Genomic DNA, 24,735 nt, shown 5'->3' on the forward strand with positions numbered 1-24,735 from the left:
ACATTTTATAGGAGGCTAAGATTTTGCAAAACAGGTTGAAAAAGCTTAAAGCTGTTTTGACACAGTGTCTAATTATGCTGTCGATTTTCTGTTTTATCGTACCGATGACTGCTCATGCAGCTGGAGACACATCCAATGCTGATAACGTCCAAGAGGGTAATGTTCAATCGGTCAATGATAGCAGTATCGAACAAAATGATGAGGAAGCAGCACTCATCAGGTTGGTTGCAGACGTGCCATTGGAAAACGGGATAACCTTGAATGAAGGGCAGCTCATTTTTGTAACAATTGGTAAAGAGAATGAGGCATTAGTTCAAGTTGGTTCCTTAATGTTTAATATTCCGCTTGAAGCTTTCCAATCTGAGGAAGTAAGTCAAGAAAATGCAGAAGAGTACATATCATATGAGGATTCTAAAGTAGAATCGGATACGATTACACTTCCTGCAGGCTTGTCTCTTTATGCAGATTCAGATGAAGCCATTGCATCAGTAACTAAATCTGTTGATTTGCCAATATTGAAGCAGGATGACCTGAAATATTATTTGATTTTAGGCAGCCGACTGGTGTATGTGAATAAAAGTGAGCTTGAATCACAGTCAACGGAGACAGAAGATTCCTCTGGCGAAAAAGAGGAAACAGTTCCTGTCAGTGAGGAACCTGTTAGTACTGAGGAACCAATCTCAGAAAGTGAATCAGAAGAAACAGCAGCTTCTGATTCAACAGCTACTCAAGAGAACGCAGCTCAAACGGAGGATGAGATTGAGCTCTCTGCACAAGCTGAAGAAGAGACCACTACGACTTTACCCCCTCAAGAGGCTAAATTAACATTTGAGGAAGCGGGCTTTTTAAAAGCTGCAACTCCTACATTATCAATCTATGATAATAGTAGCGGGAGCCTTGTAAAAGTAGGGGATATTGTTGAAGGACAATCTTTCCGTATAGTGGAGACAATCGGTAATTGGCATAAGATTAAATTCAATAAGGGCTATGGTTTTGTTTGGAAAGGCTCCACTATTCCATCCACTGGCGAGGAAATAACAAATACAGCTCCAGTGAACAACCCTGCTATATTTGAAGTTCTTAGTGATGTGAATCTATCAGTCTATGATAATACTTCTGGCAGTCTCGTAAGAATGGGGAATATAGCCCCAGGAGTAAAATATCCAGTGATTGCAGAAATAGGGAACTGGTACAAAATTGAGTTCTCCGGAAGGATCGGATACGTTTACAAACCGGCAACAAAACTAGCATTTAATTCGAATCACAAGTATTTCAAAGTAACAACAGATTATTTGTCAGTTTACGATACCAGCTCAGGGGAGTTTGTAAAAGTGGGTGCTTTAAATAAAAATCAAGAGTATCCAATTGAGTCTGTCAGCGGGAACTGGATTAAAGTTAAGTTTGGTAACGGATTCGGTTATATCTGGAAAGATTCGACTGTACCTGTAACAAAACACTCGATCAAAAACCTGAATAGCGGAATGAAAGATTCAGCAAGGATGTTATATTCAGATAAATACCTGTCAGTCTATGATAATACTTCCGGTGAACTTGTCCAATTCGGTTCCATCCAACCCAATACCAAGTATCCAATAATCGACAGGACCGGTAATTGGTATAAGGTAAGCATGGCTGGAAGGATAGGGTATGTATACGAACCACCGACTTTCACAACTTTCCTTTCAAGTGATAAATTTTTTGAAGTAAAAAAGGAAACAGATGTTTATGATAATAGAAGCGGCAGTCTCAAAAAAGTCGGGATATTATCACAAGGAGAAACTTTCAGAAGAGTTGAAGATGCAGGAGACATGCATAAAATCAACTTTGGCGACTACTATGGGTATGTTTATGAAAGTGATACCTCAGTAGGATTTGAAAATAATATTCAAAGCAAATCCACCTATCCATCTTCTGCTCAATCTGATGGGAAAATATTCATCACCTTGCAGGATGTACCTGTTTTTGATAATGGTTCAGGAAGCCTGGTTAAGATAGCCGTTATTCAAAAAGGCGAGGCGTATCCTTTCAAAGGAACGATGGGGAACTGGATAGAGATAGACCTGGGGGGCCACATCGGTTATGTATATAAAACCGGCGTCCAAATTGGACCTGTACTGGATAACAATTACTATTCAACATCTTTTGACCAGGCACTTGAAATTCAGTTAACAAGAGCGCCTCAAAATGATACAACAAAATATGAAGCATATGTACACTCCGGTGCCTTCACTAAGATTGAAGGAAACTTCGGTTTTGTAAAAGATGTATGGAACGTACGGGGCGGCCCTGGGGTCAACTACTGGCAGCTGAACGCTAAATCGGTTGTTGCCGTAAATGGTCCTCTGATTGATGACGAAAAGGTAGAAATCCTTAGCGAAACAACCATTGAAACAGCCGCTGGTAAAGAGAAATGGTATAAAATCAATTTCTATAAAACATATCGTCTTGATGGTAACGGCAATTACAATACTCACTATCGTGCGTTCGTCAATGCGAGCAGAACACATGTAGCACACTACATGGATCCTGCCAACTTCGTAAATGACGAGAATGCAAGATTCCAGTTCTTGAAGCTGTCTGAATCTGCTGATGCAGATGCGAACAGAATCAATGAGTTGATGCTGTCAAACAGAGGCGGTCTCAAAGGTAAAGGAGCAGCTTTCGTTGAAGCAGGGAAGCGCCATAATATCAATGAGATATATCTTGTATCACATTCCATCCTTGAAACAGGTGCTGGATCATCAAGAGAATCAGTACTGTTGAAAGGTTACAAGATTAATAGTGTCAAAGGACAATCAGTCCCTGAAAAAACCGTATATAATGTTTATGGAATTGCAGCATATGATGGATGTCCTGGTTCACCAGCTGTTTGTGCGGCAGAATTTGCCTATGAAGAAGGATGGTTTACTGTGGAAGCAGCAATCATCGGCGGAGCAAAATTCATCGGTGAAAAGTATATCCACAGAGAAGGTAACCAACAGGATACGCTTTATAAAATGAGATGGAATCCAGAATCTCCTGGAACTCACCAATATGCAACCGATGTTGGATGGGCTGTCAAACAGGCAGTTAACTACTTCTCATCTTATTACTCGATACTTGGGCTTAAACCAAAAACATTCGATATACCTGTTTACGGGGGAGATCCTGGTAAATAATTCGAAAGTCTCAGCCGCTTCGGCTGAGACTTTTTTTAGTGCCTTATATATACAATTCCCATATGTATTCTTATTAAACCTTTTTGTGTTAAGATAAATATGTTTTCAATAGAAAGCTGTTTTGAGATGAAAACTATTTTTTTCTATGAGGTATGAATATGTCGAAACTAAAAATTGCCAGTATCATTTTCTTAATATCAACGTTGTTCCTTAAGTTCTCCAGTATGCTGAGAGACCTGGTCATTGCCCATTATTTTGGAGCCAGCTATATAGTCGATGCTTATAATGCCGCGATGATCATCCCGAATGCTTTCATATTATTTATGCTGACAGGAATGAAGGATGCATTTGTACCAAGCTATATAAAGTATGAAAAGAAGAATCAGGGAAATGAACACCTGACAAATATTGTAAAGGGCACCTTTATCGTTGGTTTTGTCATTTCTCTTATTGGAGCTGTGTTTGCACCGGTTTACTTTCCGCTTATGTATCCTGAATTCACAGACAGTGCCATCAATCTGGGAATCTGGACTGCTACCGTCTATTTTGCTACCGTTTTCCTTGTCGGTATCAATGCCATCTATGAAGGGTATTTTGATGCAAAAGGGAAGTACTCATTTGCGACTTTTTCACAGACCATCGTGGTATTATGTACCATCGGGAGTGCGATTTTACTACACAGTGTCATAGGAGGGTATTCACTGGCACTTGGATATCTGGTCGGTACCATTATCTCTTTCTTGATTAAGCTGATGTATCTTAAGCCAAGAAACTTTATCAACTGGAAACAAAGAATGGACAAGAAAGAGGTTTACAACTACTATAAAATCTTTCTGCCTGTCGGCTTGACGATCATGGTGGGGCAGATCAACCTGACTGTGAACTTTCTGTTTGCCGGGCAATTCGGGGAAGGAGTCATTTCCTACCTGAACTATGCTTTCCGGCTTGTCAGCATTCCACAGGCAATTTTTGGGGTCACGACAGCGACCATCATTTATCCGATATTGTCCAAGGCACAGGCTGATAAGAATGATGCCCTCTTTAAAACAGGCATAGAAAAAGGACTTAATGTCATGATCCTTCTGCTTGCGCCTACCATCACCATCATGATGATACTCATAACGGAAGTGGTGGCAATCGTGTTTGAAAGAGGAGCATTTGACCATACTGCGACACTGGCAACCAGCGAAGTGGCAGTTTATTACATTGGATCGGTCCTTTTCTATTCAATCCAAGTTATAATTGCAAAAGGCTTTTATACGTTGGAGAAGGGGCATTTGATTCTTAGAATCGGGCTTCTATCGGTGGTTCTCAATGTAATCTTCAGCTTTGTCTTTTCACAGCTGATCGGCTATAAAGGCCTGGCATTGTCTTCATCTGTTGTCGGTCTTGTTTATACAGTACTTTGCTTTATCATTCTATACAGGATTGCCGGCGGCTTTAACTTGTCGTTCATCTCAAAAGAGTATGGGAAAGTAATCGCCGCGGTCGTTCCTGCAGGAGCCGCTGTATACATTTTGAAAGGCTTGCCTGTATTTGCGGATCTTACAAATTATGTGAGTGTCCCGCTCTTGAGTATCATCGGCATACTCATTTACCTGCCGATTTTATATCTGTTGAAATCTGATTCCCTACGAATGGTTTTAACAAGAGGGAAAAAGGAATAGTGTACTGAAAGCTTAAATCAACTGGTGGAAAGGGTTAGTGGAATGAAAATACATTTGATTGCCAATATGTACCCAAGTAAAGATGCACCAAGCTACGGGGTATTTGTTCAAAACACAGAAAAGATTCTCGAATCTGCGGGTATTGAGGTTGACAGAACCGTATTGACGAAGAAGACATCGAAACTTAAGAAACTCATCGGATACGGTATGTATTCACTTAACATCTTATTAAAAGGCCTGACTAATAAATACGATTATACCTATGTGCACTATGCAGCACATAACTCACTTCCTTTGCTGGCACTTAAAATATTGAATAAGAATGTCAGAATTGTAACCAACGTCCATGGTTCTGACGTGGTTCCGGAAGTGCCATCCCAGGAAAAGTTCCAGAAATATGTTAAACGATTGCTGCAGAAGTCGCATAAAGTCATCACCCCGTCCAATTATTACAAGGGACTCGTGAAAGAAAAGTATGGACTATCGACTCCTGTTGAAGTGTTTCCATCCGGTGGTGTCAACAAGGAGTTATTTCATCAGAAGAAGAATAAAGAAGAATTGTTCTCACAATATAAATTAAATCCGGACTATCGTTATGCTGGATTTGTCAGTCGGCTTGACGTAGGAAAAGGCTGGGATGTACTTTTGGATGCCATCGCTTCTCTAAAGAAGGCGCAGGCATTGGATAAGGTCAAGTTCATCATTGTCGGTGACGGAAAGCAGCGGCCACAATTTGAAGCTAAAGTGGAAGAGCTTGGATTGCAGGATGACATTGTCCGCTTTACCCTTTTGCCTCAAAAGTCCCTCGCCGATATATATAACTGTTTGGAAATCTTCTGTTTCCCTACGACACGAAAAGGGGAGAGTCTCGGGCTGGTTGGACTTGAAGCGATGGCCTGCGGTACTCCGGTTGTCGGCAGTGCAATCGGCGGCCTGCTGGATTATGTGGAAGATGGGAAGAATGGCTTCCTGTTTGAACCGGGAAATGCTTCAGGATTGGCAGAGAGAATCAAAGATTATTACCGGTTGAGTGAAGCTGAACAGGCAGAAATGAAGAAGAACGCTTTGGAAAAAGCGGATGAATATGAAGTGGAAAATATTAAGCCTTTATTGGTTGATGTTTTTAAATAAGGGAAAGGCCTGCAGGCATTAAAGCTTGCTGGCCTTTTTCAAAGTTGGATGACCCTGCAGTAAAACGTATTAGGAAGCAGGATCTCTCACTTGGCGCTATTCTATTTCCTCTAATAATTGGAAGTATTCATCATAATAGCCTTTCTCGGCAAAAATCAGCAGTGACTCCACTTTTCTGTAGGGTATCCACAGGCTGATCCCCAGTTTGATTGAAATGACCCCATCGCTTTGTTCAAATAAATCAGGGTCCAGGCTTTTCAGACTGTTTATTGCTTTTCTGCCTTTCATATTCAAATATTTGACTCCTTGGAATACTGGTGATGAACTGCTTGTGAATTCAATAGCTTCAACGGTTTCATTATCTTCTTTATAGTAGATAAGAAGGCCGGATTTCACATATTGTTCAGCCGGGGAGTCTCCTCCCTTCATAAAAATTTCCGGAGATTCACCCAGTGCCTGCCGTATCTCTTCCTTTGTCATCGTAAAATTAAGCTGGCCAGCTCCATGGTAAGATTTGATTTCCACGTTTATCACCTCTTTTTTTGTTAAGTACCATTCTACCATTAATATTTTGCTGTTTGGGAAGGCTCAAAAAAAACAGTCCGAATTTTTCGGACTGTTTCAGGAGTACTATTCAATTGTCTCTTTCATTGAGGAGTTAAGCTCAACAACCGTCAGCGCAAATATCAAGCCAAAATAGATGCTTACAGCCGGTGCTGTTAACACATGTCCTGCAAAGTGGGCAATCCCCAACGTCAAGGCTAGGCTTGATAACAGCATCATGTATTCCGGTGTGAACACTAGTTTAATATTCTTAATCAGTTTCTTTCCGGCAATGTAAAGATAGAATAGAACAGGTGCTATATATACAAAGAAACCGAGAAATCCAAATGAGAAAAACAGATCGTAGAAATCCATTTCAATCATTTTGGGTTCAGGATTATCATAATTGCCGGCGAACCCTGTTCCAAAAGCTTTCTGCAGAAGTGGTGAGTCCATGTAATCTTCCGTATGATGGGCGAGGAATTCCTCACGACTGCTGTAGATTAAATTCTGAACTTGTTTTTTATTCAGTTGTTTACCTTCCTTATCCACTTCTTCCCCGTGGTCGTCTTCCTCAGGCGTTTCTGGTTCATCATCACTCATATCTATTCCAAGGAATCCTAAGTGGACATTGATATTATTAAATACAGGAGTAAAAGGTGTTGAAATAATTAATGCTAAAAGCAGTACCGAAGAGATCACCAGGTTGTTTTGACTCTTCTTTTGCCCGTCAGTCCCTTTATTTCTAAAGAAAAGAATGGCACAGACAAATACTGAGGCCAATAGGACAATGAAGATTGCGCCGTAACCAACTTTAGTCCCCAACATTAAAAGTGAAAATGAAGCAAGAACTGTCGGAATCCAGAAATAACTCTGCTTCAGTCTGCTTGTTTTTCTAATGGCATACAGGCAAAGGATAGGAAGAATGATGGCAATGATCGCACCAATCTCATTTCCGGCAAAGAACCAGCCGGTATAACCGACTTTAGCCGATTCGTAGCTTTCTAAGGAAGTGGAGGTCATTATCGAAATGATCATAGAAACAGAGATGATCAAAGATGCCACTAAAATATAATAAACAGCTTTCGTCAGAATGCTGCTTCCTTTTTCTTTAAGAAGGGTCAGAACTAAGATAAAGTTTAAAAAGACGATATTCATATAAACTACTTTAATGAAAAATTTGATTTCCTGTCCCATATAGAAGGGATCTTTAATGAAGTAATTAATAGCCAGGTTAAATCCAACGAATAAACCGAGGATGACAAGGTATATAAATGAGTTCCTAGCTAGTTTACTTTTATTGAAATTCAGAAGGATGAGCAAAAGGCCCGCAAACATGTATGCAACCCGTATGAGGACGCCAAAGGTGGCGCTGCTTTCCAACTGGACTAATGTATAGGTAGTCAATATGTCAATCACAGGCTGAAAAAGGATAAATATTAAAAAGAGATTTAAGAACCTCTTACTGTTAATCACTGAATGCATGATTTCATTCCCTCCAAGGTCAATTAGTCTTCAACTAGGATACAATATTTTTTTTACAGGGTAAATGGAAAATGTGAATATGGCAAAAAGTAGTGCCATAGTAAGATCGAAAGTTTATATATATAAATGGAGAAGTCCATCGAGTGATACAGGAACTATTATACAATGAATCAAGTTTTGTTCCAATTTTCGACATAAACTATTTCAAGATTTAGATAAACTTTAAACTTTGTGAAATATATTACCAAATGTTCACAATTTGGACCATATTTATGTATTATTATCATTTTAATATACATAACATTAGGTTGGCTCTGCAGAGGGGCACAACGTTTAAAGTAACTTCTTTTATTTTTTTACATATAAATGAAACTTTTGAAAGAGTTTCTCCGTCTAAGTATGTGGGAATATATTAATAACGTCGGATTTTGATAGATAAAAAGGATTAAATGGAGAATATGTTGGAATTTTATATATCATATCTGGTTTTCAAGTGGTATAATCAGTTTTGTGATTATTCGCTAGCTTACTATGTTTGCTGGCTCGCCCATTAATTGCAAAAAAGTAACAAATTGAAAATAAAGAAAAATGGTTATGATATCATTAAGGAGGTATTACATGGTTTACCTAACCTTGTTCCTTTGCTTTATTGCCTCGATTGTTTTGACACCTTTAGTAAAGAAGCTTGCCATTAAAATCGGAGCAACTGACAGTCCTAATCACAGAAAAGTCCATCAAAAAATCATGCCTCGTCTTGGGGGCTTAGCTATATTTTTAAGCTTTATTCTTGGAGTAATTATCCTTCAGCCTTCAAATGTTTATGCAAATGCCATCATTGCCGGAGCAGTCATCATTGTTTTGACTGGTGCTTTGGATGACGTGTTTGAACTATCAGCAAAAGTGAAATTGCTGGGGCAATTGATTGCCGCGCTGCTGGTTGTCGTTTGGGGAGGGGCTCAGGTTGAATTCATTAACCTTCCTTTCGGAGGCCAGCTTGAGTTTGGATATATGAGCATTCCGTTGACAATCGTCTGGATTGTCGGTGTAACTAATGCCGTCAACCTTATTGATGGTCTTGACGGTTTGGCTGCCGGCGTTTCATCGATCGGCTTGATTACCATCTCCGGAATGGCTGTCATCATGGGTGATACCTTTGTGGCGGTTATGGCGTCCCTGCTGCTTGTCAGTACTTTAGGCTTCTTGTTTTACAACTTTCATCCGGCAAAGATTTTCATGGGTGACACAGGAGCATTGTTCCTGGGCTATATGATTTCAGTGCTGGCTTTGCTCGGGTTTAAGAACATTACCGTCATTTCACTGATTATACCGGTTATTATTCTCGGCGTGCCCATTTCTGATACATTCTTTGCGATTATCAGACGAATTGTAAATAAGCAACCGTTGTCTGCACCGGATAAATCACATTTGCATCACTGTTTATTGCGTATGGGCTATTCCCACCGTCAAACAGTATTGATCATTTATGCGATTGCCGCTCTGTTCGGACTGGCAGCTGTCATTTTCTCGCAGGCAACATTTTGGGGTTCCATTATTTTAATTGGGGTTCTTCTTGTCGCACTTGAGATCTTTGTTGAAAGTATTGGACTTGTCGGCAATAATTATCAGCCTCTGCTTAAGATGATGAAAGCCCGCAGAGATAACGGATGAAAAAAAGCTCTCCATTTTCGGAGGGCTTTTTAATTTTAGCTATTTTTTTAAACAGGGAGGTGGGAGGTGATTTTTCGCTTCTTAAACGGAATGAAAATTTCATCGGTCTGCTCTAAATAAAACATTGCTTATAGGTGAACAATTTAATAAATCTTTGTAATCTTTAAGCAGTATGTAGCCCTATTTGCATTTTAAGAAAAGGGTGATGTCTGCTTAAAGTAAGATATTTGAAAGAGAGTCACCATATCGGTGTAAGTGGAATCGATATTGAAAAAACGCCTGGATTCTATCCAGGCGTTTGATTTTTAAGGCTGATGGGAAGATGCTATAGGATCTTTGTCATTTCTGCTTGAGACTTCCAAGTGATTTTTTAGCTGAGATGAAATAGAGTCAACGGATGTTGGATCCAGCTGCCAATAGTATATTTCATCAATATAAGAGTCGCTGCCATCTAGAGTGAGGGTATCAACGTTTAAATCCTTATTGATACCGTAACTTCCAAGAGTTTTCATCTCAGAGAACGTCATATTGGTTTCCATATTGTCTCCGACGGCTTCGATGACGTTATCATACTTTGTAATTGAATTAGCTTGTGATGCTTTTTTCATAATTGCCTTCAAGATATCCTGTTGCCGTTTTCCTCTTTCGATATCATTGTCCATTTTTCTTGTCCGGGCAAAAGCAAGGGCCTCTTCACCGTTCAACTGTTGTTCGCCAGGAAGAAGATGAATGGCATTTTTGTTATCCTCAGAATCTTGCTCGTATAATTCAAAAGGGACATCGACAGTAATTCCGTTTAGTGCATTTACCACATCAATAAATGCATAAAAGTTCATTTTTACATAATAGTCAACGGGGATGTCCAGAAGCTCTTCGACTGTTTCCATGGAGGCTTTGGCTCCGCCGTATGCATATGCATGGTTTATTTTTGTTTTATACCCTACTTCATCAACATATACATAAGAATCACGTGGAATGCTGACTAATTTTACGGTTTTGTTTTTTTCATTCAAGGTGGCGAGCATTAAAGCATCTGAACGAACAGCTTCGCCGAAATTCCTGCTGTCACTTTCATCTACGCCGATAAACAGGATTGAAACATTATCATCTTCAGGGTTAACTTCCTGTTGGCGTTTGTCTGATTTTTCTCGGCCATCTAAATCATTATAAGAATCATTCACTGCATTTTCGGCTTTTTTGTATAGATAAGCTCCATAGCCTGCAGCGGAAAGTGCGATTAAGAGGAATGGAATCACCAGGAAGAACAATATCCGGCGTCTTCGCTTTTTCTTTCTCCGTAATTGAAAATGTCTTCTGTCTGTAGACATATTGCTAAACTCCTTTGGCGGTGCTTTTCAGTGAAAGCTCTTATTAATGTATTTCCCCATTAATCGACTAAATACACTAAATTCTATTGTACTATTCCTGGTTATAGGCGTAAATGGCAAATAGGTGACAGTTTGTTTACGTCTAATTTGTGACGGCTTTTGTTAAAAAAGAATTAACATTATTGCAGCCGGACAAGGAAATAATCAGACATCCTTCTCCAAATATTCAAGATTTCCCTCTGTTATTTCCCCTTGTCCATTCGTCAGCTCCGTCATCCAATCGACAAATTCCTCTTTTTTGTCTTCTTCAACATAGGTTTCCACTTCAACTGCGTCCAGATAATGAATTTCTTTAAGCGGATATTTTGATGAACGGACTTCATTTTCGACTTTCCCCAGCCATGTATAGTCGATCTTTGTCTTCATGATCCGCATTAGTGTCCTTTCGACAATCCCAACGGCGTTGAGGCCTTCAGAAACTGCTTTTCCGTATGCTCTAATCAGTCCGCCTGCCCCGAGCTTAATTCCGCCGAAATAACGCGTCACGACGACAACAGTGTCCTTCAGGTCTCTTTTCTTAAGAACTTCCAGCATGGGAACACCGGCTGTTCCGTTCGGCTCTCCGTCATCATTCGCCTTTTGAATTAGGTTGTGTTCGCCGATCATATAAGCTGAACAGTTGTGATTGGCGTTCCAGTGCTCTTTTTTGATTTGGACTATGAATTCCTGGGCTTCTTCTTCCGATTCGGCTCGTTTAATGTGTGCAATAAAGCGGGAGCGTTCGATATTAATTTCATGCTCTCCGAGTTCTTTCACAGTTAAATACTTTTGCAGCAAAATGAATGCTCCTCTCCTAAAAGGTTTATATCTATATCTAAGAGGGTAAATAAGCATAATTCGACAAGGTGTCTACTCTTTATTCTACTACATATGACAAGATATATCATTTGATGGTTTTTACTTCAGTATTCTAAAGCGATGGGGGACAGTCCCCCATCGCTTTAGAGTGCTGAAGAGTCAGCGTGGTAAAGGTAACAATATGTAATGAAACTTTAATATCCGACAAAATGTGACATGGTATAATAGACGTGTGAATAGATACTGCAAGCCGAAAATATGCCTAGATGAATAAAGGGTTTTAAAAGGTCTCATGGAATTTTATTAATAACAGATAATTTTGGGGAAGTTATATATGGGATGAAAGATATAGGAGGTTCCGCCGGGTCTGTGCCTTTTGGCCGATTTTGGTGATGACTCCAACATTTAACTATTTTGCAATAGTATCCGTTATGAAATCCATGTACAATGAACTTGTCATTTAAGGAGGGTCCCCCGTGTCAATAAAAAAGGTGAACACCAAGATGCTGGATAACATTTTAGAGCAGATGATCGACACGGTCGGACGCAGTAAAGATGATGTATTTGAAATCGGCGAGCAATGCCGGCAGGATTTTGAATCCATTACAGAAGAGCTGAAAGTCATAAGGGAATCGGTATTCAAAGTGATCAAAGAAGGGGATGACCTTGAAAACAAATCAAGGTTTGCCCGAAAAAGACTGTCAGAAGTCAGCCAGCACTTTCAAAAGTTTTCGGAAGAGCAGGTAAGGGAGGCTTATGAGAAAGCACACGATCTGCAAATGAGGCTTTCACTGAACAGGCAGACTGAAGCAAGGCTGAGGGAACGCAGGGATGACCTTGAGAGAAGGGTGAGAAACCTGCAGGAAACCATCGACCGTGCAGAGCATCTAAACTCCCAGATTTCAGTTGTGCTCAACTACTTAAGCAGTGACCTTAAGCAGATGGGAGCAGCATTGGAGGATGCGAAAGAAAGGCATGACTTTGGCCTGAAAATTATCGAAGCCCAGGAAGAGGAGAGAAAAAGGCTTTCCCGTGAAATTCACGACGGACCGGCGCAAATGATGGCGAATGTCCTTCTCCGTTCCGACCTGATTGACAGGGTATACCGTGAAAATGGCCCTACGGCGGCACTGGGGGAAATAAAAAGTCTTAAGGAAATGGTTCGATCTGCATTGTATGAAGTGCGGAGAATCATCTATGACCTTCGACCGATGGCACTTGATGATTTAGGTTTGGTTCCGACCCTCACAAAATACTTAAGTACTATCGAAGATTATCATAAGAACACGAAAATCAGTTTTATTAATATCGGGCAGGAAAAAAGACTTCCTTCCAAGTATGAAGTAGCCCTTTTCCGGCTGATCCAGGAATCAATCCAAAATGCATTGAAGCATGCAGATGCTAAGGAAATTCAGGTGAAATTAGAAATCACTAAAGATAGAATTACCGTTATCATCAAGGATGACGGTACGGGGTTCGATATCAAAGAAAAGAAAAACGGATCCTTTGGAATCATGGGCATGAAGGAAAGAGTCGAGCTTCTTGAAGGGGAGCTGAGTATCGACTCAAAAGTCGGTACCGGAACGGTCATCCTTGTTCAGGTTCCATTAACAGCATAAATTTTTCTCGTATGTATAGGGAGGCGAAATCATGGCAACGAATATTGTCATTATAGATGATCATCAGTTATTTCGAGAAGGGGTAAAGCGCATCTTAGAATTTGAACCAAGCTTCAATGTGCTTGCTGAGGGTGATGACGGTTCCGAAGCAATTAATTTAGTTGAAAAGCATAAGCCGGATGTTGTATTGATGGACATCAATATGCCTGAAATTAATGGGGTAGAGGCTACACAGCAGCTTGTTAAAAGGTATCCGGATACAAAAATCATTATTTTGTCTATTCATGATGATGAAAACTATGTAAGTCATGCTTTGAAAACAGGCGCATTGGGTTACCTGTTGAAAGAGATGGATTCAGAAGCATTGATTGAAGCGGTCAAAGTAGTGGCGGCAGGCGGATCTTATATCCATCCTAAAGTCACTCACAACCTAATCAGTGATTACCGTAGATTGGCTAATTCACAGGATACAGGTGGATTCAAGCAGACAGAAGTGAGACGTCCACTGCATCTTTTGACCCGCCGTGAGTGTGAAGTGCTGCAGATGCTGGCTGATGGAAAAAGCAACCGTGGTATTGGCGAAGCCCTGTATATCAGTGAAAAGACAGTCAAAAACCACGTAAGCAACATCCTTCAAAAAATGAACGTAAACGACCGTACACAAGCTGTTGTAACAGGAATTAAAAATGGCTGGGTGGAAGTAAGATAAATATTCATATGAAGGCAAGCTCCTATCAGGGGCTTGTTTTTTTGTGGTTTTTTATTGGTGACAGGCACGCCCCGAGATTTGCAGAAAGTCGTCGGATGGATTATATAGCCAGAAGAATTTTATTGAGAAAAATTGCAGGTCTTTTTTACCCTTAATATAAGTATGATTTGAAAACAAAAGCTATATATTAAAAAAGTTCTGAATTTGTTTAAAACAACTGAAAATTGTAGTAGGCGAATCGAATCATAAGCTTAAAGGACGAATATTTTGTCTGATGGGATAAAAACAAATTGGACATACCAGGAAATTGTTAATAAAATTGTAAGTAATACAGGACTAAAGTACGAGTTTAGAAGGAGACGTTAATATGAAAGATACAAAGAAAGAAAGAGTAAGAAAACCAAAACGACTTATATCAAGTCATTTTCTTAAGAAATCTTTACAAAGGCAGATATTAATCCCGTTTTTAATATTAATAGTGCTCTCTGGAGCTGTGATTTCCTTTGTTAGTTATCAATCCAGCGTCTCCTTGACAACGGATGAACTTATTACCAATGTGGAAGAGCAAATGTCCAGTGTAAATGATTCTTACCAATTATTCTTCAATAATATCAATAATACGGTGAATAGATTTAGCACAGATTTTATTTTACAAAACTATGAACAAGAAGGAAATGTCAATTCTATCTTAGATGATTTTAGAAAAAATGCTGAAAGCAATACTGCGATTGTAAATATTTATATGGGCACTGAAGCCAAAGGGGACATGATCCTTTACCCAGAAACAGAATTGCCTTCAGACTTCGATGCAAGAACAAGACCTTGGTATGAAAGAGCAGTAGAACAGTCCGGAGAGGTAATCTGGACAGAACCTTACATAGATACAGCATCTAATGAAGTAATTATCAGTGCAGCTAAGGCAGTTGAAAAATCCGGAAAAGTTGTTGGAGTATTTAGTGTAGATGTTTCTATTGAAGCACTGGCGAATATTGTAAGAGAGATTAAGATAGGAGAAGAGGGTTATGCCGCATTGTTTGATAATGGCGGGAAATTCCTTGTGCATCCTTCACCAGAAAAAATCGGAACAGATGCTTCTAATCAGGAATTCTATAAAAAGATGGAAAAGACGGGTGAACACGGGATTGTAGAGTATGAATTTGAAGGTGACGATAAAATAATGGGATATGTCACCAACCCGACAACAGGATGGAAAATAGTTGGAGCAGTGTCTCTTTCTGAATTTGAGCAAAAAGCACAGGGAGTAATGTTCCCAATTCTAATAACACTGGGTGCCATCATCCTTCTTGCTGTGTTGATCTCTATCATAATTACAAGAGCGATCACTAATCCAATTCGTAAGCTTCAATCAGCAATGCAGGAAGTTGAAGAAGGAAACCTAATGACTGAAATTGACACCAATCGTCCTGATGAAATTGGACAACTGTCTGTCAGCTTCTCCAATATGCTGGAACAGGTAAAAGGAATGATGAGGAAAGTTTCTCAAGTATCTATGCAAGTAACAGATGCCTCTCAAACTCTCGTGGCAAGTTCTGAGGAAAATACTGCTGCTTCTAATGAGGTAGCTGTAACCATGCAGCAGATTGCTTCTGGATCAGGAGAACAAACAAGTTTGCTGGAGAAAAATACATTGGCTACAAACAGTTTAGCGGAAATGATCCGACAAGTAGAGGATCAATCCATCGAAGTTCAGCAGGAATCAGTTAAGTTATCTTCAATATCAGCAGAAGGAATGGATAAGGTTCAGTTACTTCAAAAGCAGTTTGACCGGACTAATGACATGATGAGGGAAATGGTTTCTGCTGTAGGTTCACTTGATGAAAAGTCCAATAATATCAGTAAGATTGTCAATGCCATAAGCGAGATTGCCGGCCAAACAAACTTGCTGGCCCTAAATGCAGCAATAGAGGCAGCACGGGCAGGTGAACAAGGAAAAGGCTTCGCAGTAGTGGCAGATGAAGTAAGAAAACTTGCTGAACAGTCTGAGTCAGCCCTTACTCAAATTGGGGAAATTATCAATCAAATGCAAAGTGAAACAAAACATACAGTCGGATTAATCACCAGAACAAACGAGGTAATGGGTGAACAAGGCAACGCAGTGACAGACACGGAAGGTGCATTCTTTACAATCAATAATGTTATTGAAGCAAATAATAGTAAAATAGCGGAAATTGTCGCATCAATGAAGAGAATGGTCGAGCAAAAAGAAGTGCTTGTGTCCAATGCCACTCATATTACCTCTATCAGCCAGGAAACGGCTGCTGGAACTGAAGAAGTATCTGCGTCGATAGAAGAAACTACTGCTTCAATGGAACAATTGAATAAATTGGCCGAAGAATTAGACTCCCATTCACAAGAAATGAGAAGAGAGTTGAAGAAGTTTATTATTGAATAAAGAAAAGGGCTGTTTTCACCTGGGGTGGCAACAGCCCTTTTTTAAAAACTAGGAGCAGGATATATGAAAAGAAAAGCGTATAAGTCACATATTTTTTGGAGAATCTTCTCTGTATTATTCATTACGATTGTCTTATTATTAAGTTTTGTATATATTGCTTCGAGCCTCATTTTACCAAGAATATCACAACAGCAATTTAAAGAAATGACCGATCTCGCATCAAACCGTTTAGCTGAACAGGCAAATCTATTAGTGGAAAATGCAATGGCAATTGCCGATGGCAGTCAACAAAACGACGAGTTACTGTCAAAAGATATAAATCAGCTTGATCGGGAGTTGAACAAGCTTGTGGATACCTCTCCTTTTTTTGATGGAGGAGCCATCACTGATGAACAGGGTGATGTACTAGTTTCTCGTTATCTAAGTCTGGAAGAATACGGGGAAACGAATTATCTGCCCTATCTAATGCAAATTAGAGAAGGAAACAATGCTTATTTTAGCAATGTATTAACAAGAAAATCCGGCAAAGCCAATTCAGTTATCTTGTTCTCCATGCCCATAGAAAGTGAAAAAGGAGTATTAAAGCGGGTAGTACATCTCTCAATCCATCTTGATAATCAGGGTTTGTTTCAATCTATCTTTAAGGATTTAAATCTTGGAATGGACAGCTATGCCTATATTGTAGATTCTACTGGTAAGCTGATTGCCCACCCTCAAAAAGAAATGCTTGCTGAAGATGTTTCTGATAATCCGGCAGTAATGGAACTGCTGAATAAAAACTCAGGGTATATGTCATTAGTTAATGAGTTTGAAGTAGAAATGTACTCTTCCTATGAATTTATTCCTGGATTAGAATGGGGCGTTGTTGCTCAGGTTCCAAGTGAAACAACACTGCTTGGAACGAAAGAATTCCAGAAAGTACTCTGGGTACTTTCGTTAATAGTTCTTTTCTTACTAACATTGATATCAGCAATTCATGCCATGGCCACGATTAAACCTCTTAGAAAATTATACAAAGCAGTTGATCAAATTGCCAAGGGGAACTTCCAAACCTCGATAGAAGGCATGAATGGTAAAGATGAAATAGGCTTACTCTCCCAACGTTTTAATGAAATGATTAGTTCTCTTCAATCAACAAGAAAATTATTGGCTTCAAATGAAAAATCGCTGAAAACACAGAAGGAATTCCTTCGCAAAATAATAGATAAGAGTCCAAATTCTATCTATATAATGGACTATGAAGGGAAGTATACCTTAGCGAACGAAGCCTACACTGACTTACTGGGCTCAACCCCTAAACAAATTATTGGGAAAACAGAGTCTGATTTCAACTCTAATGCAAAAGAAGTAGAATTATATATGAATATCAATCGTGAAGTCATGGAAAACAAGGAAGAAAGGTTTATACCTGAAGCTGCACTAATAGACAGCCAGGGCAATAAACATTGGATGCAGGTGGTAAAGATTCCGATCATTGAAGATGATGGGATATGTCAATCGGTACTATGCTTTGCTACTAATATAACTGAGCGGATTCTTAATGAGGAAAAGATTAAATTTCATGCTTCACATGATAGTCTAACAAAACTGCCCAATCGATATAAGTTCAAAAAGTGTTTAGACCAGGAAATCGAACTTGCTTCAGAAGATCAGTCTCAAATAGCTGTTCTCTTTATGGACTTGGACAGGTTCAAATATATCAATGATAATTTTGGTCATAACATGGGTGATAAACTATTAAAAGCAGTGAGTGACAGGTTAAAGGAAAATCTTGACGAAAGGGATACCATCTCGCGTCTCGGAGGAGATGAATTTACCGTCATCCTTTCAGGCATTGATGATAAACAGCAGGTAAGCAGTATTGCTTCAAAGTTAATACATGCACTCGCTCAGCCTTATCAAATTGAAGATCAGTCATTTGTTACAACAACAAGTATCGGTGTAAGTATGTACCCTGCTGACGGAGAGGATGTTGAATCCTTGATTAAATATGCTGATACAGCTATGTATCAAGCAAAGAACCAAGGGAAAAACACCTACAGATTCTATCAGCATGAAATGAATTCAATCTTATCAAATAAATTTAAGATAGAAACCTATATGCGCGATGCTCTTAAGAAGGGGGAATTTGCTCTTCATTATCAGCCTAAAATGGATACAAAGACAGGGAAACTCTCTGGAATGGAGGCCCTCCTTCGATGGGAGCAGGAAGAGTTGGGGATGGTTTCTCCTGCCGAATTCATCCCTATTGCTGAAGAGAGCGGGATGATTATTGAAATAGGTGAATGGGTTTTAGAACAAGCTTGTATTCAAAATAAAAAATGGCAGGAAACAGGGTATCCGCCAATTAAGGTGTCTGTTAATCTTTCGGTGTTGCAGATGAAGCATAGCGATATCGTCACAACGGTGAAAAATGTATTAGAAAGCACCGGGTTGGATCCTGTATGGCTGGAACTTGAAATAACAGAGACGGCGATTATGGAGAGCAAACGGTCAGTTGTACGCATCTTAAAGCAGTTAAAGAAAATCGGTGTGTCAATCGCCATTGATGATTTTGGCACGGGATACTCATCATTAAATTACTTAAAACGCTTTCCTGTAGATACACTTAAAATCGACCGCACATTTATACAGGACCTTCTGACTGAACAAGACGATACAGTTATCGCAACAGCTGTCATTTCCATGGCCAGTAAACTCGGTTTGAAAGTAGTTGCTGAAGGCGTAGAAACAGAAGAACAATTGAACTACCTCCATGATTTACATTGCAATGAGGTACAGGGATTTCTGATTAGTCCACCGATTCCTGTGAAAGAATTTGAAATTCTTTTGGAAAAAGAAAGATTATTTTATAAGGGAAGAAAAAATACAGGATAGTGACAGTTGAGTATACCTGAAAAGCTTGTGCCCTTTTGGAATAATGGCACAGGCTTTTTGTTTCATGGTTGGAAATAATTATACATTTCACAAAAAATAAATATTCTGTAACATATGTAATATAAAATTGGGTTTGTTTAAGGGAGTTATATGGTAGATATGTTCCATGTTGAAGTTATTGATATAAGATTTATGCTTATTATTGTGGTAATTGCTATACTTGGTTCTCTTATGGCATTAGATTATTCTACAAAGTCCATATTAACAAAGAAAAAGCACAACCTTTCCAGCCTGTTAATCATTTCCTTCGGTATGGGATTTGGCTTGTGGTGTATCAGTATGATTGGAATAATGGGATCCTATTCTCCTGAAGGTTTCACAAATTTTCATGAAGTACTGTATGTAATTTCTTTCCTTTTCAGTTCGATTGGTTCACTGTTTGGTTTTTATATCATCTCGATTAAAGAAAAGTCTATTTTACAACATTTGATAAGTGGGTGTTTATTTGCTGTAGCAATTGTAACAGCTCAATATATGGGGGTATTTGCCCTTCATGAACAAGGTGATTTGGCCTTCTCCTGGGGACATATTTTCCTCTCATTCATTTTTGCTCTATTAACAGCATTTTCTTTTCTCTACTTTTTACATATTCCCATAAATCATAAGGAACATAAAGGGAAAAGGTTACTGAAAAAATCAGGAAAATCAATCATCATGGGTGGTTCCTTGGCATTGATGCAAGTCTTTGTTTTAAATGGAGCGTATTATTCAACTGAGGCCTCTCCCTGGATGAGCCAAAGGGAAACAATCGATATGATGATTGTTGCCATATATCTGGGAATAGCAGCAACCTTCATATTCATCAGTTTCATTATCGCGATATATGTTGCCAATGAAAGAGCTTTGTACGACAAAAGCATTTCAGATGAAAAATTCAAATCACTTTTTCATTATAATCCGCTTATTGTCCTGGAGCTTAGCAAAACGGGAATCATCAAGGATGTAAACCAATCGTTCCTGGTTAACTTGGGGTATACAAAAGAACAAGTAGTCAATGAAAAGATTTACTGGCTGTTTTCTGTTGAACATAAGGAAGTGATTCAACAATGTATGGAGAATGCTTTATTAAAGGAAGCAAAGGTTACTCAGGAGATGACAATTGTCAAAAAAGATGGTGACTTACTCCCGGTAAAAATGGTGTTTTTACCTATACAACAGTATGCTCACACAATAGGAATCTATTTAATTGCGAGTGACTTATCAGAACGGAATAAAGCCTTATTCAAACAGCATAGTGCTGAAGAAGAGCTGCGGGATATATTGAAAAATCAATTGTGTATCATTACAGTATTCAAAAAGAAAAACAATCGTTTTGTCCATACTTTGATTGATGGAAAGTTATTATATAGAGCAGGCCTGAACCCTGACCAGTTTACAGGGAGATATTTAGAAGATATACCTCTAACAGAAGAGGAGTACGGGTATCACCTTAAACATTATGAAAAAGCGTGGAACGGCAGTGAGGTAACCTATGAAAGCTGCTTTAGAGACAGGACAATTCTAAGTTCATTAATGCCGGTCAAAAAAGGCGGGAAAACGATAGAAGTCGTGAGTACGATTGTTGATATTACAAAGCAGAAAATAGCTGAAAGGGAAATGGTGGCTGCGAAGGAACTTGCAGATAAAGCTAATGATGCTAAATCGCAATTTTTGTCTAAAATGAGCCATGAGCTTAGAACCCCACTTAATGGGGTTCTTGGTTTTACACAAGTCTTAGAGCTGGATGAAGGGCTTACAGAGGTTCAGGCATCACATGTGAAAGAAATATATACGGCAGGCCGTCATTTGCTAAAACTGATTGATTCCGTTCTTGACCTTGCCAGGATTGAATCAGGAAATCTGAAGTTTTCAATCAAGGAAGTTTCATTGAATAAAATACTGCAGCAAAGTATAAGAATGGTTGAACCTGATGCTGCTAATAATGGTATTAAACTAGTGAATAAAGTACCTGAAGATGATTTTAAAGTTAAGGCTGATAGTACAAAGTTAAGGCAAGTGTTCATTAATCTATTAGATAATGCTATTAAGTATAACAGAGTTAATGGAGAAGTTATCATAGAAACTCTCCTTATAAATGAACGAGTATGTGTCGATATAATAGATACAGGGATTGGAATACATGATGAAGAGTTAGAACATGTTGTTAAGCCCTTTTACCGAAGCCCAAGTACGAAATCAACCATTTCTGGTGCTGGAATAGGACTCTCTCTTGTCAAACAAATTATTGATACACTAGATGGCACATTTCATATTGAAAGTGAAGTAGGGAAAGGATCAGTCGTTAGGATTGAATTGCCTTTAATTATCTATGCAGCAGGAGATGATAGTGTAGAGCAAGCAGTTTCATATGTTCCAGATTCTTTAAGGATTTCCCCTTCTACCATTTTATATATTGAAGATAACAGAATGAATCAGCAGCTGCTGGAGAGCCTGTTAAGAAGAGAAAAAGAAAAATTGAATCTGCTCATTGTACCTAATGGCGTCGAAGGAATAAAGACCCTTAGAACACAGCAGATAGATCTCGTGTTGCTGGATATGGATCTTCCGGATATCAGCGGGTTGGACGTCTTGGATATTCTGCGCATACAAGAAAAAAGCGAAATCCCTATTATCGGAGTCAGTGCAAATGCGATGAAAGCTGATATTGACATGGCGCTTTCCAGGGGATTGAATGACTATATTACAAAGCCAATTGATGTGAAAAAACTTTATAAAGTACTTAAACAGCATTTAGAGGGTGAGAAATGACGTTATGAGGAAAATTGTAATAGCTGAAGATGACTTAGCTTCGAGAAAGGTTTTGTCTCTTTTTATTTCAAAAACGGCTGATTATGAAATCGTGGCAGAGGCCGTGAACGGAGAAGAACTTATACGACATTTGATTGTCGAAAAACCGGATATTGCAATTGTCGATATCGGTATGCCTCTGCTTAACGGAATGGAAGCCATAAAATCCTGCAAAGAGTTATTGCCCGACCTTCAGGTGATTTTCTTAACGGGCCATGATGAGTATGCAATGGAAGCATTCGATATAAATGCGGCTGACTATATCATAAAACCTATCGAACGCGGGCGTCTAATTAAAGCTTTAGATCGGGCTTCGCTTCTTGGCTCTGCAGAACAACAAGGAAAGTCTGACAAGAGAGAACAGAACGACAGAAAGCTTGTATTAAAACATTATAATAATTTTTCGATTATTCCTTTTGAGGAAATCATTTTCATAGAGAAAATTGATAGAAAAACATCCATCCATACGAAAGCAAATGTCTATCAAAATACAGAATCACTTTCAGACCTTTTGCAAGAGTTATCCTCCGATTTTATTCAGGCGCATCGTTCCTATATTATCAACATGAAACACCTGAGTAACATTGAAGCCCGAGGGCAATCATACTATGCTTCCTTTTTAAATTATAGTAAAAAGGCAAAAATTTCAAAGCATCATCTTAAAGAGGTCCGGAACAAGTTAAATCATCACTGATATAGGTTACCTTTTAAAACGAGCTTATGCAAAAAGTTGTCAGACGCTGAACAAACCCGACATCAACCTTTGAGTTGTAGTCGGGTTTGTTAATTTTTGAGTGAATCTTTGGATTTCAAAGTGGACATGGCGCTCGCTATGTCCACTTTGCCTATTTTCAGATTCATGGAAGCAAAAGTAGGCATCAGCAGAAATTCTTTAGATTGTTTCTTTGTGCTTAGAGTATAGCGCATGATTCAACTCAGTATGCCTGATTTATACAACACCATCTATGTAATCCTGCCAAATTTGCCTGTGAATCATTTTGTGTCACTTCATTAGGACAAAAGGTCAATCCGTTGTCTAGCCAGCACCTGTCTTACCAGGTAATCAAGGCTGGTTCAACCTTTTCTTACTAAATGTTCTACCGGAACCGAATGGTCCGAGTAATCATCTCTTTTTGATTTCTTCCATCTTCTAATGCTTAGACAACATTATGTTCCTTTCACAAATGCTAAAAGATTTTGGTTTCAAAGCTCTCTAAAGCTAATAAAGGGTGATTGAAGAAGAAGGCAAACGACCTCCTGTGGGAATAGTGGGTCTAGTTCCAGCGCCAGGTCCCTCGGGTTCCGGACCCCTACTACCCAGGAGGCTAACCGATCGCCTTGCGGAATCTTACGGCTGTAGAGGGAATTAACTATTCACTCCAATAACGGGAATCTCAGAAAACAGTATTAGAAAATTAAATTATATTAAAAAACCTTTTTTTATTGAAATTTTTAAAATACCGTCTTAACGGACGGTAAATGCACAGGAATGGACCTATAGTGAGTCTGTAAAACCGAATTTTATTGCCTGAACAGAAATGGACAATCCAGGAAAATATACTTATGATTTACAAGTAAGTTCGTAGGACTTAAGTAGTGTAAAAACTGTATGAAAAGGTTGAGAGGCATGGTAGTTAAAACCAAGGAAACAATAGAATCTTTACTTCCGCCAGGGGTTCATCATGAGTTTCAGCCATTATGGAACCTGAAAAGCTGGAGTGTGTTCGGTTATGAAGGTTTGTTTCGAAGTGAAAGCGATTTGAATCCAGAAGAGGCTTTTTCTCACGCAAGAAGCAACGGGTATCTGTATGAAATGGACACCTATTCTCTGAGAAAGGCAATAGAGACGTTTCCAAATTTCAACACTCAATTCTTGTTTTTGAATGTTTATCCTTCTACAGTTCTTCATAGAGATTTCCAAGGGTTTATTAGGAGTCTCGTAGACGAACATCCAAGAGTAATGGACAAACTTATCCTTGAATTGAACGAAACAAGTGAAGAGGAGTATGTTTGGCATATTCCTGCCTTAAAAGATAGAATTAACTGGCTCCAGGATGTTGGGATCCATATGGCTTTAGACGATCTTGGAAAAGGCGCTGCCTCTTTACAAAAAATAATTGAATTTCAACCTCGCTTCGTAAAGTTGGATCGATACTTTTCTCAGCAGTTGAGTGAATCGATGCAAAAACAAAAGATGGTTGAACTTCTCACTCAATACTGTATTGATGAGAGCATTACTCTCATTATAGAAGGAATTGAAAAGCCTGTAGATTTGGCACTTGCCAAGATGTTGAATGTGCCAATTGGTCAAGGATATTTAATGGGCAGGCCTTCAAAGTTATAAAGCAATTAGAATTCATCAACTAAGAAAAAGGGGAATTGAAAATGCTGTCTAAGTTCCGGAAAATTTCTAAACTATTTAATTTTTTACA

General features: G+C 39.0%; 15 protein-coding genes and 1 pseudogene. 12 read left to right on the forward strand and 4 right to left on the reverse strand.

The genetic code is table 11. The features are described 5' to 3' along the window. Nucleotides 1-23: 23 nt before the first annotated feature. The 3 genes from M1E09_RS01870 (at nucleotide 24) to M1E09_RS01880 (ending at nucleotide 5,956) form a co-directional block, all read left to right on the forward strand. Nucleotides 24-3,158, forward strand: coding sequence for a hypothetical protein (locus M1E09_RS01870; protein WP_456273215.1), 3,135 nt, complete (start codon nucleotides 24-26; stop codon nucleotides 3,156-3,158). Between the two features lie 158 nt (nucleotides 3,159-3,316). Continuing rightward, the gene (gene murJ / locus M1E09_RS01875; protein ID WP_456273216.1) at nucleotides 3,317-4,825 is read left to right on the forward strand and encodes a murein biosynthesis integral membrane protein MurJ; all 1,509 of its coding nucleotides are present in this window, start codon (nucleotides 3,317-3,319) and stop codon (nucleotides 4,823-4,825) included. A gap of 42 nt (nucleotides 4,826-4,867) precedes the next feature. After that, a complete protein-coding gene (locus M1E09_RS01880; protein ID WP_456273217.1) occupies nucleotides 4,868-5,956 on the forward strand; it encodes a glycosyltransferase in 1,089 nt (362 codons plus the stop codon). 96 nt (nucleotides 5,957-6,052) lie between these two features. On the opposite strand, the gene M1E09_RS01885 is transcribed toward M1E09_RS01880, so the two are convergent. Both M1E09_RS01885 and M1E09_RS01890 read right to left on the reverse strand, forming a co-directional pair. After that, nucleotides 6,053-6,481 (reverse strand): hypothetical protein, encoded by a 429-nt coding sequence (locus tag M1E09_RS01885; RefSeq protein ID WP_456273218.1) that lies wholly within the window; start codon nucleotides 6,479-6,481, stop codon nucleotides 6,053-6,055. A 105-nt stretch (nucleotides 6,482-6,586) separates the two neighbouring features. After that, complete coding sequence (locus M1E09_RS01890) at nucleotides 6,587-7,984, reverse strand: O-antigen ligase family protein (protein WP_456273219.1); 1,398 nt, start codon at nucleotides 7,982-7,984, stop codon at nucleotides 6,587-6,589. A 618-nt stretch (nucleotides 7,985-8,602) separates the two neighbouring features. Between M1E09_RS01890 and M1E09_RS01895 the strand changes: the two genes are divergently transcribed. Then, nucleotides 8,603-9,652 (forward strand): glycosyltransferase family 4 protein, encoded by a 1,050-nt coding sequence (locus M1E09_RS01895; RefSeq protein WP_456273220.1) that lies wholly within the window; start codon nucleotides 8,603-8,605, stop codon nucleotides 9,650-9,652. 305 nt (nucleotides 9,653-9,957) lie between these two features. Here M1E09_RS01895 and M1E09_RS01900 read toward each other — a convergent pair whose 3' ends face one another. Together M1E09_RS01900 and M1E09_RS01905 are read right to left on the reverse strand one after the other, a co-directional pair. After that, entirely contained in the window at nucleotides 9,958-10,980 is a 1,023-nt protein-coding gene (locus M1E09_RS01900; RefSeq protein ID WP_456273221.1) for an LCP family protein, read from the reverse strand. A gap of 204 nt (nucleotides 10,981-11,184) precedes the next feature. Beyond that, entirely contained in the window at nucleotides 11,185-11,817 is a 633-nt protein-coding gene (locus M1E09_RS01905) for a YigZ family protein (protein ID WP_456273222.1), read from the reverse strand. 497 nt (nucleotides 11,818-12,314) lie between these two features. On the opposite strand from M1E09_RS01905, the gene M1E09_RS01910 reads away from it, so the two are divergent. The 8 genes and pseudogenes from M1E09_RS01910 to M1E09_RS01945 all read left to right on the forward strand — a co-directional run bounded on the left by M1E09_RS01910 (nucleotide 12,315) and on the right by M1E09_RS01945 (nucleotide 24,647). Further along, entirely contained in the window at nucleotides 12,315-13,457 is a 1,143-nt protein-coding gene (locus tag M1E09_RS01910) for a sensor histidine kinase (protein WP_456273223.1), read from the forward strand. Between the two features lie 28 nt (nucleotides 13,458-13,485). Then, nucleotides 13,486-14,166, forward strand: coding sequence for a response regulator (locus M1E09_RS01915; protein ID WP_456274869.1), 681 nt, complete (start codon nucleotides 13,486-13,488; stop codon nucleotides 14,164-14,166). A gap of 568 nt (nucleotides 14,167-14,734) precedes the next feature. After that, a pseudogene (locus M1E09_RS01920) lies at nucleotides 14,735-15,583 on the forward strand (cache domain-containing sensor histidine kinase); the annotation flags it as partial. 174 nt (nucleotides 15,584-15,757) lie between these two features. Then, a complete protein-coding gene (locus M1E09_RS01925) occupies nucleotides 15,758-16,579 on the forward strand; it encodes a methyl-accepting chemotaxis protein (protein ID WP_456274870.1) in 822 nt (273 codons plus the stop codon). Nucleotides 16,580-16,642: 63 nt separating this feature from the next. Beyond that, on the forward strand, nucleotides 16,643-19,456 hold the full coding sequence (locus M1E09_RS01930; RefSeq protein WP_456273224.1) for an EAL domain-containing protein: 2,814 nt from the start codon (nucleotides 16,643-16,645) through the stop codon (nucleotides 19,454-19,456). Nucleotides 19,457-19,606: 150 nt separating this feature from the next. Then, entirely contained in the window at nucleotides 19,607-22,264 is a 2,658-nt protein-coding gene (locus M1E09_RS01935) for an ATP-binding protein (protein WP_456273225.1), read from the forward strand. A gap of 4 nt (nucleotides 22,265-22,268) precedes the next feature. Continuing rightward, nucleotides 22,269-22,997, forward strand: a complete 729-nt coding sequence (locus tag M1E09_RS01940) for a LytR/AlgR family response regulator transcription factor (protein ID WP_456273226.1) — start codon at nucleotides 22,269-22,271, stop codon at nucleotides 22,995-22,997. Nucleotides 22,998-23,930: 933 nt separating this feature from the next. Then, entirely contained in the window at nucleotides 23,931-24,647 is a 717-nt protein-coding gene (locus M1E09_RS01945; protein ID WP_456273227.1) for an EAL domain-containing protein, read from the forward strand. Nucleotides 24,648-24,735 lie beyond the last annotated feature (88 nt).

The sequence above is a fragment of the Bacillus sp. AK031 genome (genome assembly GCF_053903065.1).

Excerpts from the sequence above, each read along its gene's own strand:
- murJ (WP_456273216.1), top strand. The coding sequence starts at position 3,317 with ATGTCGAAACTAAAAATTGCCAGTATCATTTTCTTAATATCAACGTTG.
- M1E09_RS01880 (WP_456273217.1), top strand. The coding sequence starts at position 4,868 with ATGAAAATACATTTGATTGCCAATATGTACCCAAGTAAAGATGCACCA.
- M1E09_RS01890 (WP_456273219.1), bottom strand. The coding sequence starts at position 7,984 with ATGCATTCAGTGATTAACAGTAAGAGGTTCTTAAATCTCTTTTTAATA.
- M1E09_RS01895 (WP_456273220.1), top strand. The coding sequence starts at position 8,603 with ATGGTTTACCTAACCTTGTTCCTTTGCTTTATTGCCTCGATTGTTTTG.
- M1E09_RS01900 (WP_456273221.1), bottom strand. The coding sequence starts at position 10,980 with ATGTCTACAGACAGAAGACATTTTCAATTACGGAGAAAGAAAAAGCGA.
- M1E09_RS01925 (WP_456274870.1), top strand. The coding sequence starts at position 15,758 with ATGCAGCAGATTGCTTCTGGATCAGGAGAACAAACAAGTTTGCTGGAG.
- M1E09_RS01930 (WP_456273224.1), top strand. The coding sequence starts at position 16,643 with ATGAAAAGAAAAGCGTATAAGTCACATATTTTTTGGAGAATCTTCTCT.
- M1E09_RS01935 (WP_456273225.1), top strand. The coding sequence starts at position 19,607 with ATGGTAGATATGTTCCATGTTGAAGTTATTGATATAAGATTTATGCTT.
- M1E09_RS01940 (WP_456273226.1), top strand. The coding sequence starts at position 22,269 with ATGAGGAAAATTGTAATAGCTGAAGATGACTTAGCTTCGAGAAAGGTT.
- M1E09_RS01945 (WP_456273227.1), top strand. The coding sequence starts at position 23,931 with ATGGTAGTTAAAACCAAGGAAACAATAGAATCTTTACTTCCGCCAGGG.